Here is a 16,854-nt window from a genome sequence, read left to right as displayed (position 1 = left end):
GGAACCGCCTCGTGAATAATCACACATTAAAGGGCGTTATTGATAAAAAGTATGTAGAGAAAAGCTGTTCTCGACTGATTATGGGGACAGCTCATTTATATGAATATGAGAGCAAGGAGCAAGCTTTTTCTGTATTGGATGAGTATGTGAATTTAGGTGGCAACATGTTCGACACCGCTCATCAATATATCGACAGTGAGTCTATTTTAGGAGAATGGCTGGAGAAGGCAGGTCGACGAAATAAGCTGTTTATCATGACAAAAGGGGCCCATCCCGATGATGGGGAACCTGGTCCGCGTGTAACGCCTAGAGCAATAAACAAGGATCTCATGGAAAGTCTCGAACGACTTCGAACCGATTACATCGATTTTTATGCGCTGCATCGAGATGATGAAACGGTTGAAGTGGGAGAGATCATCGAAGCCTTAAATGAACACCTCAATGCAGGGCGTATTCATGCGATCGGCGCATCAAATTGGACTCACCTGCGCATTCAGGAAGCGAATGATTATGCCGCAGAACACGGATTGATCGGATTTACCTTCAATAGCCCGAATCTGAGTCTGGCAAAGTGCAATGAACCCAGATGGCCTGGTTGTGTATCGGTCAATGATAAGATGCTGGATTGGCATACGGGCACGCAAATGCCCCTCTTTTCATGGTCTTCTCAAGCAGGAGGGTTTTTCAGCGGTCGATTCTCCCCTGACGTTCAAGATAACGAAGAAATGGTGAGAGTCTATTATCATGAAGAGAACTGGGAGCGTTACAAGCGTGCACAGAAGTTGGCAGAGTTAAAAGGGGCGACTCCTATTCAAATCGCTCTGGCCTATGTACTCAATCAACCGTTCTCAACAGGTGCGATCATCGGTCCTCAAACTAAGGAAGAACTGGTATCTTCCATTGCAGGTTCTAACATAACCCTTACGTCAAATGAAATGAACTGGTTAAATCTCAAGCAAGGACGAAAGGAAGAGGAAATCCATGAAGCATAAGTTTGCAGCTCAATTGTATACCCTACGAAATGAACTAAGCCTGGACTTTCCAGGAGTGTTATGGAAATTAAAAGACATGGGGTGGGAAGCTGTACAGATCGATGGTTTATTTGGTTATTCAGCACAAGAAATTTCCCATGTCATGAAGCAGGCAGGGCTAAAAACAGCCGGTATGCATGTGCCGTTGTTTCGATTGATAAATGAATTTGAACAGGTGCTTGAGGAAGCAAGGCTCTTTGAAACAAAAGAAATCATTTGCCCCTATTTAGAGGAAGATATGAGAAATGCAGAAGGGTATATTCAGGCTAAGAATGAGTTGATTCAAATTTCACGAAAGGCTGCTCCTCTGGGGTTTCGTATTGGCTATCATAATCATGATTTTGAATTTATGACGACTATTGATGGCGAAAACGCACTCGACTATATTCTTGCTCCTGAAGTTGGGGTCTCTATATTCCCGGAAATTGATACCTATTGGGTGAAAAAAGCCGGCTTAGATCCCCTTGGTTATATCAAGCCATATTCCTCTCGTATGCCGATTTTGCATCTTAAAGACATGAGTAATAATGATCGAAAGGATTTTGTTGAGATTGGAGAAGGGTGTATTGATTTTCTTCCTATACTTAACTGGGGTGAACAAAACGGTGTTCAGTGGTATGCAGTGGAACAGGATGAGTGTTCAGGGAATCCACTCGACAGTCTTGAATTAAGCTTGAAGAATTTAATGGATATGACATCCAATCACTTGCCCAATTAGAAATGACCAGAGGTGAACAGACATGAAGGATATCGAAGTGGTACATGTAATTTTCAAGACGCATTTAGATCTTGGATTTACGGACCTTGAAGAAAATGTAACAAATCAATACATGAATTCCTATATTCCAAAGGCCATACAGTTAAGTGAAGAGCTTGCCCATGAAGGGGGAGACGCTCAGTTTGTCTGGACGACAGGTTCCTGGCTCATTCATGAATATTTAAAACGAGCTGACGAACAGCAGGTAAAGAAAATGGAAGAGGCGATTGATAACGGATACGTCTCTTGGCATGGTTTACCGTTTACAACCCATACCGAATTGATGGATCGTCATCTCCTGGAACATGCGTTGTCTATCTCAAAGAACCTGGACCAGAGATTTGGGAAGCAGACCATCTCTTCCAAAATGACCGACGTGCCTGGTCATACAAATGCGATGGTATCGTCTTTAGCGAAAAATGGAATTGAATATTTACATTTAGGTGTGAACCCGGCATCAAAAGTACCGAACGTCCCGACTTTATTTTGCTGGAAAGGAAACAATGGATCAGAAGTGATTGTCAATTATGCTGATAATTATGGTGATGTCCTCAAGATAGACGGTATCAATGAAGTCATGGTATTCGCACATACAGGGGATAATTGTGGACCACCTTCCATAGAAGAAATCAAACATGAATTTCGCCAACTGGCCAAGAAGTTTCCCAATGCCGTAATCAAAGCTTCAACAATGGATGAATTTGCTGTGAAACTTAGAACCGTCAAACATCGATTACCTGTTGTTCACGAAGAGATCGGAGACACTTGGATCCATGGTGCCGGTACGGACCCTAAGAAAATATCTCATTATCGCGAACTTCTCAGACTACGGAATAAGTGGCTAAATCAAGGCAGAATAGAAGAAAGCAGCAAGGAATATAAGGATTTTTCAGATGCATTATTGTTAATACCTGAACATACATGGGGACTTGATGAAAAGAAGTACCTTAATGATTACAAGAACTATTCGAAACGGGACTTCCAACGGGCTCGAAAACAAAATCGCATCTCAAAGGATGTTGTGCCTGATAAATATAGTTACATAGGGTCGTTTGCTATGCATGAATTTGATGGCATGTCAGAGCAGTTATTTTCAACTACCTGGGAGGAAAGAAGTTATCGGCTATTTGAGCGTTCCTGGAAAGAGCAACGAGCTTATTTACAAAAAGCGGTTGCCTGTCTATCAGAAGATAAGCAGAAAGAAGTAGAAGAGGCATTTCATTTACTTACGCCTAAACGTGTTGAAGGAGTGGAAGGGGATACACTCGATTTAGACTCGGTCTATAAGTTAGGTTCGTTTGAGGCGGCATTTTCTACGGATGGTTCAATTACTACATTAATTGATGCTTCTGGTAAGGAATGGGCCGACGAGCATCATCCATTAGGGGTCATCACTTATGAAACGTTTGGTGTTGAAAACTATCACACATGGTTCCAGCAATATGTCGTCAATATTGGGGAAACCTATAGATGGTCTGAGGCGGACCAGGGAAAACCTGGGATGGAACTAGTCACCCCCACTCCAAAACAGGAAAAGTATAAACCCAAAGTGGAATCGATTCGAAAAGTGGCAGATGGAGAGATAGATTGTGTGAATGTAAGGTTGAGACTGCCAGATCGGGCGGTAGTAGATTTTGGTGCACCAAAAGTGATGGAACTTTCATATCTTTTCAGTCAAACAGAATCGGTTATTGAGATTGAATTAAATTGGTTTGATAAAGATGCAAACCGATTGCCGGAAGGAATCTGGTTTTCGTTTACCCCAATGGTTGATAATCCTAATCTATGGAAAATAGACAAAATTGGAGAGTGGGTATCACCTTTAGAAGTAGTGAAAAATGGAAATCGTAATCTTCACGCCATACAAACAGGTGTAGCCTATCATGGTGCAGACGGCCAGGTTTTGATTGAATCAAAGGATGCCCCATTGGTCTCACCGGGTAAATCAAGGTTACTCGAACTCGACAACACCTTCCCACCTCTAGATAAAGGTTTTCACTTTAATTTATACAACAATGTGTGGGGAACTAATTTTCCCATGTGGTACGAAGAGGATGCCAAGTTCAGATTCTTAATTAAACTGTAGTTTTACCAGTCTATTAATCTAACCACTTATAAAAGGGGAATAGGACAATGACAACAACAAAACTGACGATTGGCGTTATCGGCGCAGGAAGAATCGGAAAATTACATGCTGAAAACCTGGTTCGTCACCCTAATGTGCACCTTAAAATGGTTTCAGATATTCATACGGAACCCCTTGTTGATTGGGCAGCCTCAATCGGAGTGGCAAGGATCACGAATGATTATAAAGAAGTATTGGAAGACGATGAAATCGATGCTGTCTTTATTTGCTCACCTACGAATACACATACAAGCCTTATTAAGGCTGCAGCCAGAGCGAAAAAACATATTTTCTGTGAGAAACCGATTTGCTTTGACATAGAAGAGTCGGAGAAAGCGTTAAAGGTTGTCCATGATGAAGGTGTTTTCCTTCAAGTAGGGTTCAATCGCCGATTTGATCATAACTTTAAAAGGGCATTCGAACTCGTTCAAGGCGGTTCCGTTGGTACCCCTCAGATTGTGAAAATTACCTCCCGTGATCCCGATCCGCCTTCCGAGCAATACATCCAATCCTCAGGTGGTATGTTTATGGATATGAGCATCCATGATTTTGATATGGCCCGATATATGAGTGGCAGTGAGATAACGGAAGTATTCGTCCATGGAGTAAGCCTGATTGATCCGGTCTTCTCTGAAAATGGTGACATTGATACAGCGATCATCTCCTTGAAGTTTGCGAATGGAGCGGTGGGAGTCATCGATAATAGTAGAAAAGCCGTTTATGGATATGACCAAAGAATAGAAGTTTTTGGTTCAAAAGGGTCTGTCACTGTGCATAATGATTATCCAACGACAGTGGAAGTGAGTACTGAAACAGGTGTCCATCGGGATAAACCAAAATATTTCTTCCTCGAACGTTATAAGAGTTCCTACATAGATGAAATCGAATCCTTCATTCAATCGATTTGTCAAGGAAGACCCGTTATGTGCGATGGAAATGATGGGTTGCAAGCGGAGCGCATTGCAAGAGCAGCCAAGGAGTCATTTGTTACGGGTAGAAGTGTGAAGATCGAGCCAATGGTTCCCATTCAGTAGTCGTTTAGAAGATGTAAATTATTCAGGAGGTGTAATGTCATGAAAACGATTCGATTAACGATGGCGCAGGCCTTGATTAAATTCCTGGATCAACAGTATGTCGAGATAGATCAAATGGAAAACAAGTTCTTCAAAGGGGTGTTCGGTATCTTTGGTCATGGCAATGTGACCGGTATTGGTGAAGCGTTGGAACAAGAGAGTCATGAATTGACCTTTATCCAGGGGAAGAACGAACAAGGGATGGTTCATGCTGCTACTGCTTATTCCAAGCAGAAAAACAGGCTGGAAACCTTTGCTTGTACGACCTCTATCGGTCCTGGTGCATTGAATATGATCACGGCAGCCGGAACTGCGACTGCCAATCGCATCCCTGTTCTATTACTTCCTGGCGATACCTTTTCCTGCCGGCAGCCGGATCCCGTTCTTCAGCAAATTGAACATCCGATGGACTACACGGTGTCAGCGAATGATGCCTTCAAGGCTGTCAGTAAATATTGGGATCGTATTTCGCGGCCGGAACAGCTGATGACCGCAGCTCTGCATGCTATGCGTGTCCTAACAGATCCGGCAGAAACGGGAGCAGTCACTCTTTGCCTTCCACAAGATGTTCAAAGTGAAGCCTATGATTATCCCGTTGATTTCTTTCAAAAGAGAGTCCATTTTATAGAACGTAAGCCATCATCATCTTCAGCCATCCAGCGGGCGGCCGATTTGATACGGTCGAAAAAGAATCCAATGATCATCGCTGGAGGCGGTGTTCATTACTCATTAGCGACTAAGGAGCTGATCGGATTCGCAGAGCATTTCCACTTCCCCGTTGCTGAAACGCAAGCAGGAAAAAGTGCCCTTCCTTGGGATCACCCATTAAATGTCGGGGCGATTGGTGTCACAGGTTCATCTTCCGCTAACCGTTTAGCCAAAGAGGCTGATTTGGTCATTGCTGTCGGTACTAGATTAGGAGACTTTGCAACGGCATCGAAACAAGCATTTCAGCATCCCGGGGTTGAACTACTCAGCATCAATGTCAATCCTATGGATGCCATGAAGATGAATGGTATGTCCATTGTGGCAGATGCAAAGGAAGCCTTGACTTCATTAACAAACGAATTATCAACGTTGTCCTATCAATCCCAGCATGACATGGAACGAATTTCTTCCTTGAACTTGGAGTGGAAACATGAAGTAGACCGTTTATTTACGGATGATCATCCTGACGGCTTGTCCCAGTCGAGAGTGATCGGTGAGTTACATGAACTTCTTGGGAAAGAATCTGTGATTGTGGGTGCTGCAGGCAGTCTCCCTGGAGATCTGCATCGAGTATGGAGAAGCCATTCTTCAAAGGACTATCACCTGGAATATGGCTTTTCCTGTATGGGTTACGAAGTTTCCGGTGCATTCGGGGTAAAGCTTGCCGAACCAACCAAAGAAGTATATGCCATGTGCGGAGATGGAAGCTTTTTGATGCTGCATTCAGAACTCGTAACAAGCCTGCAGGAAGGAAAGAAAATAAACATACTATTATTTGATAATCATGGGTATCAATGTATTCATAATTTACAGCGCGGACAAGGCAGCGATGGCTTTGGAAATGAATTCAGATATCGTTCTAGTGATAATGGTCAATTAACAGGACGATATATGCCGATTGACTTCGCTGCGTATGCAGGGGCACTTGGTGTGAATACCTATTCTGTTTCAACAATGGAAGAACTTCAACAAGCCATTGGCAAAGCAAAAAAAGCAACCTCATCAACTCTTATCCATATGAACATTGTTCCTGGTACGAATACAGATGGATATGATTCATGGTGGAGAGTGGATGTTGCCGAGGTTTCAAAAAGTGAAAAAGTAAAGAAGGCTCATAAAGAAATGAAAGCAAATATTGAGCTGGCCAAAAAATACTGATGGGATACCGATTAATGAAATAAGGGAGATGGTAGCCATGACGGAACCTATTAAATTGGGGATTTCTGCTATAAATTGGGCAAATGAAGATGTGATTTCATTGGGAGACCAATATTCAGGTGAAACCATCCTCTCTGAGATGGCGTCATTGGGGTTTACGGGGACAGAAATGAGCAGGAAATTTCCACAGGAAGCAGACCAATTAAAATCTTTCCTATCAAGTAAAAGGATGGAACTCGCATCTCAATGGAAGGGTGTATTGTTTTCGGATCATAGAAGGCATACTGAGGAACTTGAGTCATTTACACAACATGTCGGCTTTTTGAAGGAAATGGGGTGTAAGACGGTTGTCACTTGTGATATCGGAGGATCGACCATTGGGGATCCGCGACGAGGTCCAGATAAGAAAGATGTTAGAAAATGGTCTGATAAAGAATGGGAGTCCCTCGTTACAGGACTTGAAAAAGCAGGGGGAATATGTGAGAAGCAAGGACTCCATCTCGTTTATCACCATCATATGGGAACAAATGTAGAGACGCGGGATCAGATCGATCGTCTTATGAAAGGAACAAATCCTGATCTCGTTCATTTGTTATTTGATAGTGGGCATGCCTATTATGCAGGAGCAGATCCATTGTCTTTACTGAAAGCTTATAAAGACCGCGTCAAACATGTTCATTTAAAGGATATCCGCCAAGAGGTGTTGAACAGGGTTAGAAAAGAGGGGATGGAATTTAAATCATCTGTTCTCGAAAATGTGTTTACTGTACCTGGGGATGGAGTCATTCCGTTTAAGCCAATGATCGAAGAGCTGAAGGCTACGGATTATCGTGGTTGGGTGATTGTGGAAGCTGAGCAAAATCCAGATGAGAAAAACCCTTACGAGCATGCCAAACGTTCCAAACAGTATCTTGATCGTATCTGGAATGAAATAGATGAAACACAGAAATGAAAGGAGTAGAAAATGTCTAAATTAGTCGTACCAAGTAACAAACCCAATCACAGAGGCCAGGTCATGGAGATCACTCCTGAAAGTGCCGGTTGGGAATATGTCGGATTTGAAGTGTATTCTTTAGAACAAGGGGAAGAATGGAACATCTCCACTGAAAAAAACGAAGTATGTGTCGTTTTTTTATCAGGAATGGCGGATGTGAAAACAGCGGAATGTTCATGGGACAACATTGGTGAAAGGATGAGTATCTTTGAGAAAATCCCACCATATGCAGTGTATGCCCCTCCAAGAGATCAATTAACGATAAAAGCAATCACCACACTCGAATTTGCCCTTTGCAAGGCACCAGGAAAAGGAAACTACGATGCGAGACTTATTCACCCTACCGATGTCGGGGTAGAAATACGAGGCTCAGGTCACATGAAACGATTCATCCATAATATATTGCCTGAACAGAAAGAAGCGGATCGTCTACTTGTTGTGGAAGTATTTACACCAGGGGGGAATTGGTCAAGTTATCCCCCTCACAAACATGATGAAAATAATCTACCATCGGAGTCTTACTTAGAGGAAACATACTATCACAGAGTAAACCCGGAGAATGGTTTTATGATTCAAAGGGTCTATACAGATGATCGAGATTTGGACGAAACCATGACCGTGAAAAATGGTGATGCCGTACTTGTTCCAAAAGGGTATCATCCTGTGAGTGCCCCTCCAGGATATGAGGGATATTACTTAAATGTCATGGCAGGTCCGGTCCGTACATGGAAGTTTCGGAATGACCCAAGCCATGAATGGCTTTTAAAGACTCATCAATAATGGAATCCATACTGAATAGAAAGGAAGGTAGAAATCCATGACACAATTATCCTTTGATACTACTAAACCATTTGATTTTATCGGCATTGGTAGATTATGTATCGATTTAAATGCGAATGAAATCCACCGCCCAATGGAAGAGACCCTAACCTTTACAAAATACGTCGGGGGATCACCCGCCAATATATCAATCGGGATGGCGAGATTAGGGATGAAGACAGGTTTTATCGGGAGAGTTGCCGATGACCAAATGGGAAGATTCATCGAACAATATCTTAATAAAAATAAGATAGATACCACAAGTGTCATAACAGATACGAAGCATAGTGTGACAGGTCTTGCCTTCACTGAAATTAAAAGTCCTTCCGATTGCAGTATATTGATGTATCGGGATAATGTGGCAGATTTAAATTTAGCACCTCAGGATATTAAGGAAGAGTATATAAAGAATTCCAAAGCCTTATTGATTTCAGGTACGGCTTTATCCAAGAGTCCTTCCAGAGAAGCGGTTTTCACAGCTCTTCATTATGCAAGAAAGCACGGAACCGTGGTCATTTTCGATATTGATTACCGGCCATATTCATGGACATCAGAAGATGAGACGGCCATTTATTATAAGCTTGTTGCAGAGAAGAGCGATGTGATTATTGGGACGCGGGATGAATTCAATCTGATGGAACGTTTTGATAACACGGAAGAATCAAGTGACTGGTCGACAGCGAAAGCCTGGTTCAAGCATGAAGCAGAAATAGTTGTCATCAAGCATGGAGATAAGGGATCGATTGCTTATACAAAGGATGGGCAGTCATTTGAGAGTCCCATTTTCCCTGCGAATGTCATCAAAACGTTTGGAGCTGGGGATTCGTATGCAGCCGGCTTTATATATGGGTTAATGAATGGGTGGACACTTCCTGAATCCATGGAGTTTGGAAGCGCCGCCGCCGCGATTGTCATCTCCAGTCACAGCTGTTCCGATGCCATGCCGACAGCGGACCAAGTGAAAGGTTATATTCATGATTGTAAAAGTGGGAAACATTCCAATCGAAAAGAAGGTGTAAAGAGATGAGTTTAGAAACAAAAGTGGAAACGATTAAAAACTTCATAGGAGGCAAATGGATCGATTCGTCTTCTTCTTCATCCATCCCTGTTCCTAACCCTGCAACAGAGGAAGTGATGGCTTTTGTTCCCCTTTCTACAAAGGAAGAAGTCGACCAGGCGGTGCAAACGGCATCCATCGCCTTCGAAACATGGAGTGAAACGCCTGTCCCAAAAAGAGCGCGAATCTTATTTAAGTATCAACAGCTATTGATTGACCATTGGGATGAACTGGCTACTCTGATTACGAAGGAAAATGGAAAAAATTATAAAGAAGCATACGGAGAAGTACAAAGAGGGATTGAATGTGTAGAATTTGCTGCCGGTGCCCCTACACTGATGATGGGCAAGCAGCTTCCAGATATCGCGACCAATATGGAATCCGGGATGTATCGATATCCTGTCGGGGTTGTGGGTGGAATTACCCCATTCAATTTCCCAATGATGGTTCCATGCTGGATGTTCCCTTTAGCGATTGCATGTGGAAACACATTTGTCTTAAAGCCGTCTGAACGAACTCCTTTATTAGCTAATCGATTAGCGGAGTTGTTTCACCAAGCAGGATTACCGGAAGGGGTTCTGAATATCGTTCACGGTGCACATGATGTAGTCAATGGGTTGTTGGACCATCCCGGGGTACCCGCCATTTCATTTGTTGGATCACAACCTGTTGCCGAGTATGTATACAAGAGCGCATCGGCGAATGGAAAACGAGTCCAAGCGTTAGCCGGAGCTAAAAATCACAGTATTGTGATGCCGGATGCGAAAGTAGAAGAAGCATCGAGACAAATTATCAATGCAGCTTTCGGTTCAGCAGGGGAAAGGTGTATGGCATGCTCGGTCGTTGTAGCGGTTGATAGTATAGCGGATACATTGATTGAGAAATTGGTAGAGAAAGCAAATGAGATCCAAATGGGAGACGGTTTAGATGAATCAGTCTTTTTAGGACCTGTCATCCGTAAGGAACATTTAGAACGAACGGTACAATACATTGAATCAGGAGAAAGTGAAGGGGCCTTATTACTAAGAGATGGTCGCAATGAAGCATGCGAGAAAGGATATTTTGTCGGACCAACCATTTTCGATAAAGTGACTCCGGATATGAAAATATGGAAGGAAGAAATTTTCGCACCTGTCCTATCCATTGTGAGAGTAAAAGATTTAAAAGAGGCAATAGAGGTGGCGAATCAATCGGAATTCGGAAATGGAGCATGCTTGTTCACTCAGGATGGCAGCAATGTTCGATATTTTAGAGAAAAAATACAAGCTGGGATGCTCGGAATTAACATAGGAGTCCCTGCACCCATGGCATTTTTTCCTTTCTCTGGATGGAAAAATTCATTTTATGGAGATCTTCACGCAAATGGCTCGGATGGTGTGGAGTTTTATACTAAGCGGAAAATGGTTACTGCTAGTTGGACGTACTAACTTTCCCAATTAATTTAAACAAGAAAAGGATGCTGCTAAGGTAGCATCCTTTTCTTGTTTGAATTAATGCTTAAATGACTAGAGTAAAAAGAAAGTTCGTTTCGGAGCATTATTCCACCAAAAAAATAAAAAATGGAGAACATATTCACAAAAGCGCTTTCATATGCTAGGATAGAAACTAATAGGGGAACCTATTCTCGGAAAGGGGGAGAATACGCTCGTTGAATTCCAGATTGAAAGAATGCGTGATGACGAGTCATTATCTACGCACAGATCAACTTTACTTCACCTATGAATACAAGAGGGGTCAAAGCAATGTAGTAGATTTACTGTTTGTTCAGGATGGAATGGATTATGTTGAACTTGGCGATATCCAACAAGCCCTGGAAGAAATTCTTGAAAACTCGGAATCCATTCATCTATTTTTGGTTCTTGTGCCACCTCCAAACTCTGAAGAACGCTATCATCTTTATCATCCGCAGGGAGAGCGGCATGAGTCGTACATTCGATTTTTCCAGGATGAACTTCAGGCGAGTGTTCGCCGCCATTTTGAAAATGACGATAAGGAAATTTGTAAGGTTGGTTTGTTAGGGGATTCCCTTGGAGCTGCGGTTAGTGTGAGTATAGCTTCTGATTCTCCCAAATCATGGTCTCACTTACTTTTGCAATCCGGTGCTTTTACAGCTAATCACGTCATTAAAATTCAAAATATTCAAAAAGTTAATTGGCAAGTTTACCAGGTTGTCGGCCTGCAAGAAGAAGCGGTTACCTATCCACTAACAGGAGAAAACCTTCCAATCCTATCTTACAACCGAAGTCTTCACAAACAACTTCAATCCATCACAGATACCATTACATACTACGAAGAAGACGAGCAGCATCTCTGGGATTTTTGGCGCAGGGACTTACCACGTGCAATCAGCTTTTTTGTTGAAACAAATATAAAAGGGGAAAGGGATGAACGAAATGTTTAAAAATGGAAAGTTTTTATTAACGCTTATGTTGGTGTTTGCTATGCTATTTACAGCTGCTTGTAACAGCAGCAGCTCAAGCTCTTCTGAAGGACAGAAAGAGGGAACGGAAGAGGAACCAGTGGAGATTGAATTCTGGACCATGCAGTTATCTCCAACATTTGATGATTATTTAAATGGGGTCATCGCCGATTTTGAAAAGGAAAACCCAAATGTGAAAGTGAAATGGGTCGACATTCCTTGGGGTGATATGGAAACAAAGATCCTTTCAGCCGTCGCTTCCAAGACGGCTCCCGACGTAGCGAACCTGAATCCTCAATTCGCTGCAAAATTAGCAGAGCTTGATGCATTAGTGAATATGGATGAAATGGTTCCGGAAGATGTAAAAAGTAAATACTTCGAGAACATCTGGGCATCCAACACGTTTGACGGAAAAACATTCGGTATCCCTTGGTACCTTTCCTCTCAAGTAACGATGTACAACTCAGAGATCTTCAAGGAAGCAGGATTGGATCCCGAGAAAGCTCCAGCCACTTTTGATGAGCTGAAAGAAGTTTCTAAAACAATCAAAGACAAAACGGGTAAATACGCATTCTTCCCGGCCCTTGATGGAAGTCATCTTTTAGAAACAATGGTCATGATGGGTGTAGACTTAACAAATGAAGATATGACGAAAGCAACGTTCAACACAGCTGAAGGCAAAGAGTCCTTCAATTTCTTCGTGGACCTATATAAGGATGGTTTAATTCCTCGTGAAGTCTTAACAGAAGGTCACTCTAAAGCCGTTGACTTATACCAGGCGGGTGAAATCGCGATCTTGGCATCCGGTCCCCAATTCCTGACAATTGTAGAGGAAAATGCTCCTGATATTTTAAAAGCAACGAAAACGGCACCAATCATCACTGGTGAAACGAATAAGAAGAATGTAGCAGCGATGAACGTGGTTGTGCCGAAGCAATCCGAGCATCAGCAAGCAGCAGTAGACTTCTCGATTTTCTTAACAAATGCTGAAAACCAAGTGGAGTTTGATAAACAAACGGCGATTCTTCCATCCATTGAAACAGCTTTAGATGATCCTTACTTTAGTGAAGAGCCGGCAGATGCTACTCCAATTGATAAAGCACGTATCGTATCAGCTGGTCAATTGAAGGACAGTGAAGTGTTGATTCCGCCAATGAGCAATTTCGAAGAGCTGCGCACAGCTATGAACGAAGCCCTTCATGCTGCGATGCTTGGAGATGTGACAGTGGATGAAGCATTAGAGCAAGCAGAGATGAAATGGAACGAAACACTATCTAAATAAGGGAAATGAAGGAAAGGGAGTTTATCTCCCTTTCTCTCATTTCAATGAAAGCACGGTGATGAAAAAAATGATTAGTAAGGAAATTGTATTCAATCAACTGAAAGGGAAGCTCGTGGTTTCCTGCCAGGCACTACAGGATGAACCATTGCACGGCTCGGATGTAATGGGGAAAATGGCAAAAGCGGCTCACGTTGGAGGCGCGTCCGGGATAAGAGCAAACAGTGCAGTCGACATTGAAGCCATCAAGGGCTATGTGGACCTACCCATTATTGGCTTGGTGAAGAGAGACTACCCCCAAAGTGATGTCTACATAACAGCCACCAGAAAAGAGGTTGATGAACTGATAGGAGCAGAGGTAGATATCATTGCCATCGATGCAACTGACAGACCTCGTCCAAACGGTGAGTCCTTGGAAAGCTTGATCGCTTATTTAAAGGCAAAAGGACAAACCATTATGGCGGACGTTTCTACATTTGATGAGGCGTTGAAGGCTGTGAAGCTTGGTGTGGATTGTGTCAGCACGACGATGTCGGGATACACCCCATACTCTCCTCAGCAATGCAATCCGGATTTTATTTTATTAAAGAGATTGGTTGATACCCTGCAAATTCCTGTATTTGCTGAAGGAAGAATCTCTACGCCGGAGGATGTGAAGCGGGCGATGGATATAGGAGCTCACGCAGTTGTAGTGGGATCAGCAATTACAAGACCTCAGGAAATCACGAAGAAGTTTGTTCAATCAATTCAGAGTAGAGGAGAGAAACAAGATGAACACACAAACGGCGTCCAAGAGCAAGTTAGGCGGATTAATTAATAGTTACTTTCCTTCGTTAACGAAATCAGAGCAAAAAGTGGCTGCAGTCGTGCTGGAACAGATGGAAAAGGCCCTTTATTATTCCGTCACCGACCTTGCCGATGTGGCGGAAGTGGGAGAGACGACGGTTTTACGGTTTTGCCGGAAGATCGGAATGAAAGGGTATCAGGAATTCAAGTTGGCGATTGCCAAGGATTTATCCTCCCTTTCACAAGAAGAGGAAGCGGATCCCAGCAAGCCTTCAGGTTTCATTCAATCGATTGCTTCCTACACAAAGAATGCCATTGATGAAACCGTTAATAAACTGGATGATGAAACATTAGATCGAGCGATTCAGCTATTATCAGGCGCAAAGTCCATCCACTTCTTTGGAGTTGGAACATCTGGACTGACGGCACTAGATGCGAAGAATCGTTTTTTACGGATCGGCTACCGGTCCGATGCAGTGATCGATCCTCATATTCAGTCGATGACGGCTGCCACAGTTGGGGCGGGGGATGTTGTCATTGGATTGAGTATTTCAGGGAGTACAAAGGACACCATTGATTCTCTGACGTTAGCGAAAGAAAATGGAGCGAATGTGATTGCAATTACGTATTACGCCAGGTCCCCGATTACGAAGCTTGCCGATGCTGTCCTCTTAAGCGGAGGGAAAGAATCACCTCTTGAAGGCGGATCCATGATTGCGAAGATCTCACAGCTGTTTGTCATTGATATGCTATGTACAGGCCTTGCCCTTCATAATAAAGAGTACTCTCTTGGAATGAAAGAAAAAACAGCAAGAGCCGTAGTGGAGAAAATCTACTAATCTCTTAATAGAGAAAGCGGGTGATGGGATGAAGGTCATCGGAATAGATGTTGGGGGAACGGGAGTCAAAGGCTCCGTTGTGAATGAAGATGGGGACATTTTATTTGAAGAAAAGATTCCAACCGATATTTCAAAAGGAAGAGATGGAATACTGGAATCAATTCACACTGTGATTGATTCTTTAATGAAGGAAGACAGTGCCATCTTGGGAATCGGCATTGGCACGGCAGGTCGGGTGAATGTTCATAGTGGTGAAATCGTATTCGCTACAGCGAATTTACCATCCTGGCAGGGAACCAATGTGAAAGAAGAAATCGAATCGAGGTACAGCTTACCTTGCGTTGTTGAAAATGATGCCAACACTGCTCTCATCGGAGAGCTATGGAAGTCACAGAGAAAACCTCAATCGGCGGTCATGATCACACTCGGTACCGGGGTTGGAGGAGCAAATGCTATAAATGGCGAGGTCTTAAATGGCTATCATCATCAAAGTGGAGAATGGGGACATATGGTTCTCGTTCCAAATGGAAAGCTATGCAATTGCGGGAAGAAAGGGTGCATCGAGCAATACCTTTCGGGTACTGCGTTAGTGCAAGCCGTTTTCACCGAAACGGAGCTCTCTTTCAGGCATGGCTCAGAGATTTTCGAGGAATATTCAAAGGGAAATCAACAGGTCAAACAGGTGATTGACCGATACTTAGATTATTTAGCGATTACGATGTATAACATCTCGGTGTCCATCGACCCGGAAATGATTTTCATAGGAGGCGGGGTCATTGATTCCAAGCGTCATTGGTGGACCTTATTCCAAGAAAAATTAAAAGAATATTGCGTTAATACGAGTGTTCACCCTGCTTCTTTGGGTAATAAAGCAGGCATGTTCGGAGCAGCTAAGCTCATATTTCAAGTGATAGAGAAAAGAGGGGAGCACATTGAAAAGTAATCCTTTAACACCGTTTCTGTTTCTGATACCGGGAGTCATCATTCTTGGTGCATTCATCTTCTACCCCATGCTTAACGCGATTTGGCTGAGCTTTACAGATTACAATATCGTTGCTGACGCAGAGTTTATTGGTTTGGAGAATTATAAAGAACTATTTGCCGATGCATTGTTCTGGAAAGTGTTAGGTCAGACCTTATTATACTTAATCATTGTTGTACCGGCACTCGTCATCCTGCCGATCTTCCTTGCGATTCTTGTGAACCAACAGGTGAAGGGCATTGGATTCTTCCGTTCAGCTTATTATGTTCCTGTTGTGACCTCGATGGTTGTTGTGGGGATTGCCTGGAAATGGGTGTATGCAGACCGCGGTATTTTAAACTACATATTGGAATCGTTCGGGTTGATTGATGAACCGATCAATTGGTTGACTTCAACATCAACGTCGATCTTTGCCGTCATGGTGGTCACCATTTGGAAAGGGTTGGGGTATTACATGGTCATTTACCTCGCGGGCTTACAATCCATACCGGATGATTTATATGAAGCAGCTGATATTGATGGTGCGACCAAATGGAAGCAAATCTGGCATATTACCATTCCTTTATTAATGCCTTCAATCATGATTGTTACGATCATGTCTTCTATCTCAGCCATGAAGGTCTTCGAAGAAATCTACGTCATGACGGGTGGGGGACCACTAAACAGTTCGAAGACATTGGTATTCTATATTTATGAAGAAGCCTTTGACAAGCTGCAGATGGGCTATGCCAGTGCAGCCGGAGTTGTCTTGTTCGTGATTACACTTATCTTTTCCGTCATAAACATCAAATTTATGAGCAAAAAAGAATCTGATATAAAGGGGTGAT

At 42.9% G+C, this 16,854-nt stretch carries 15 protein-coding genes; all 15 read left to right on the top strand.

Annotated elements, in window-relative coordinates; genetic code table 11:
* Positions 1-11 precede the first annotated feature (11 nt).
* The 15 genes from ACXAF2_RS10075 (at position 12) to ACXAF2_RS10005 (ending at position 16,853) form a co-directional block, all read left to right on the top strand.
* The gene (locus ACXAF2_RS10075; RefSeq protein WP_475138427.1) at positions 12-992 is read left to right on the top strand and encodes an aldo/keto reductase; all 981 of its coding nucleotides are present in this window, start codon (positions 12-14) and stop codon (positions 990-992) included.
* Complete coding sequence (locus ACXAF2_RS10070; protein WP_475138425.1) at positions 982-1,749, top strand: sugar phosphate isomerase/epimerase family protein; 768 nt, start codon at positions 982-984, stop codon at positions 1,747-1,749. The genes ACXAF2_RS10075 and ACXAF2_RS10070 overlap by 11 nt, the downstream gene beginning before the upstream one ends.
* Before the next feature lie 22 nt (positions 1,750-1,771).
* A complete protein-coding gene (locus ACXAF2_RS10065) occupies positions 1,772-3,874 on the top strand; it encodes a DUF5054 domain-containing protein (protein ID WP_475138423.1) in 2,103 nt (700 codons plus the stop codon).
* A gap of 47 nt (positions 3,875-3,921) precedes the next feature.
* Positions 3,922-4,947, top strand: coding sequence for an inositol 2-dehydrogenase (gene iolG / locus ACXAF2_RS10060; RefSeq protein WP_475138421.1), 1,026 nt, complete (start codon positions 3,922-3,924; stop codon positions 4,945-4,947).
* A 39-nt stretch (positions 4,948-4,986) separates the two neighbouring features.
* A complete protein-coding gene (gene iolD / locus ACXAF2_RS10055; RefSeq protein WP_475138419.1) occupies positions 4,987-6,852 on the top strand; it encodes a 3D-(3,5/4)-trihydroxycyclohexane-1,2-dione acylhydrolase (decyclizing) in 1,866 nt (621 codons plus the stop codon).
* 37 nt (positions 6,853-6,889) lie between these two features.
* The gene (gene iolE, locus ACXAF2_RS10050; protein ID WP_475138417.1) at positions 6,890-7,804 is read left to right on the top strand and encodes a myo-inosose-2 dehydratase; all 915 of its coding nucleotides are present in this window, start codon (positions 6,890-6,892) and stop codon (positions 7,802-7,804) included.
* Between the two features lie 12 nt (positions 7,805-7,816).
* Positions 7,817-8,626 carry a 5-deoxy-glucuronate isomerase gene (gene iolB, locus ACXAF2_RS10045; protein WP_475138416.1) on the top strand — a complete coding sequence of 270 codons (810 nt, stop codon included), beginning with the start codon at positions 7,817-7,819 and terminating at the stop codon, positions 8,624-8,626.
* 37 nt (positions 8,627-8,663) lie between these two features.
* A complete protein-coding gene (gene iolC / locus ACXAF2_RS10040) occupies positions 8,664-9,692 on the top strand; it encodes a 5-dehydro-2-deoxygluconokinase (protein ID WP_475138414.1) in 1,029 nt (342 codons plus the stop codon).
* Positions 9,689-11,149 (top strand): CoA-acylating methylmalonate-semialdehyde dehydrogenase, encoded by a 1,461-nt coding sequence (locus ACXAF2_RS10035; RefSeq protein ID WP_475138413.1) that lies wholly within the window; start codon positions 9,689-9,691, stop codon positions 11,147-11,149. Before iolC ends, ACXAF2_RS10035 begins: the two co-directional genes overlap by 4 nt.
* Before the next feature lie 221 nt (positions 11,150-11,370).
* A complete protein-coding gene (locus ACXAF2_RS10030) occupies positions 11,371-12,123 on the top strand; it encodes an alpha/beta hydrolase-fold protein (protein WP_475138411.1) in 753 nt (250 codons plus the stop codon).
* Complete coding sequence (locus ACXAF2_RS10025; RefSeq protein WP_475138409.1) at positions 12,107-13,423, top strand: ABC transporter substrate-binding protein; 1,317 nt, start codon at positions 12,107-12,109, stop codon at positions 13,421-13,423. Before ACXAF2_RS10030 ends, ACXAF2_RS10025 begins: the two co-directional genes overlap by 17 nt.
* A 67-nt stretch (positions 13,424-13,490) precedes the next feature.
* Positions 13,491-14,237, top strand: a complete 747-nt coding sequence (locus ACXAF2_RS10020; protein ID WP_475138408.1) for an N-acetylmannosamine-6-phosphate 2-epimerase — start codon at positions 13,491-13,493, stop codon at positions 14,235-14,237.
* Positions 14,191-15,045, top strand: coding sequence for a MurR/RpiR family transcriptional regulator (locus tag ACXAF2_RS10015; RefSeq protein ID WP_427599703.1), 855 nt, complete (start codon positions 14,191-14,193; stop codon positions 15,043-15,045). Before ACXAF2_RS10020 ends, ACXAF2_RS10015 begins: the two co-directional genes overlap by 47 nt.
* A gap of 28 nt (positions 15,046-15,073) precedes the next feature.
* Positions 15,074-15,988: an ROK family protein gene (locus ACXAF2_RS10010; protein ID WP_475138406.1), complete on the top strand. Its 915-nt coding sequence runs from the start codon at positions 15,074-15,076 to the stop codon at positions 15,986-15,988.
* Positions 15,978-16,853 (top strand): carbohydrate ABC transporter permease, encoded by an 876-nt coding sequence (locus ACXAF2_RS10005; protein WP_324745641.1) that lies wholly within the window; start codon positions 15,978-15,980, stop codon positions 16,851-16,853. Before ACXAF2_RS10010 ends, ACXAF2_RS10005 begins: the two co-directional genes overlap by 11 nt.
* Position 16,854: the final 1 nt, after the last annotated feature.

Source organism: Rossellomorea sp. ABR4_004 (assembly GCF_056159585.1).
This window is presented reverse-complemented; position numbering and strand designations above follow the sequence as displayed.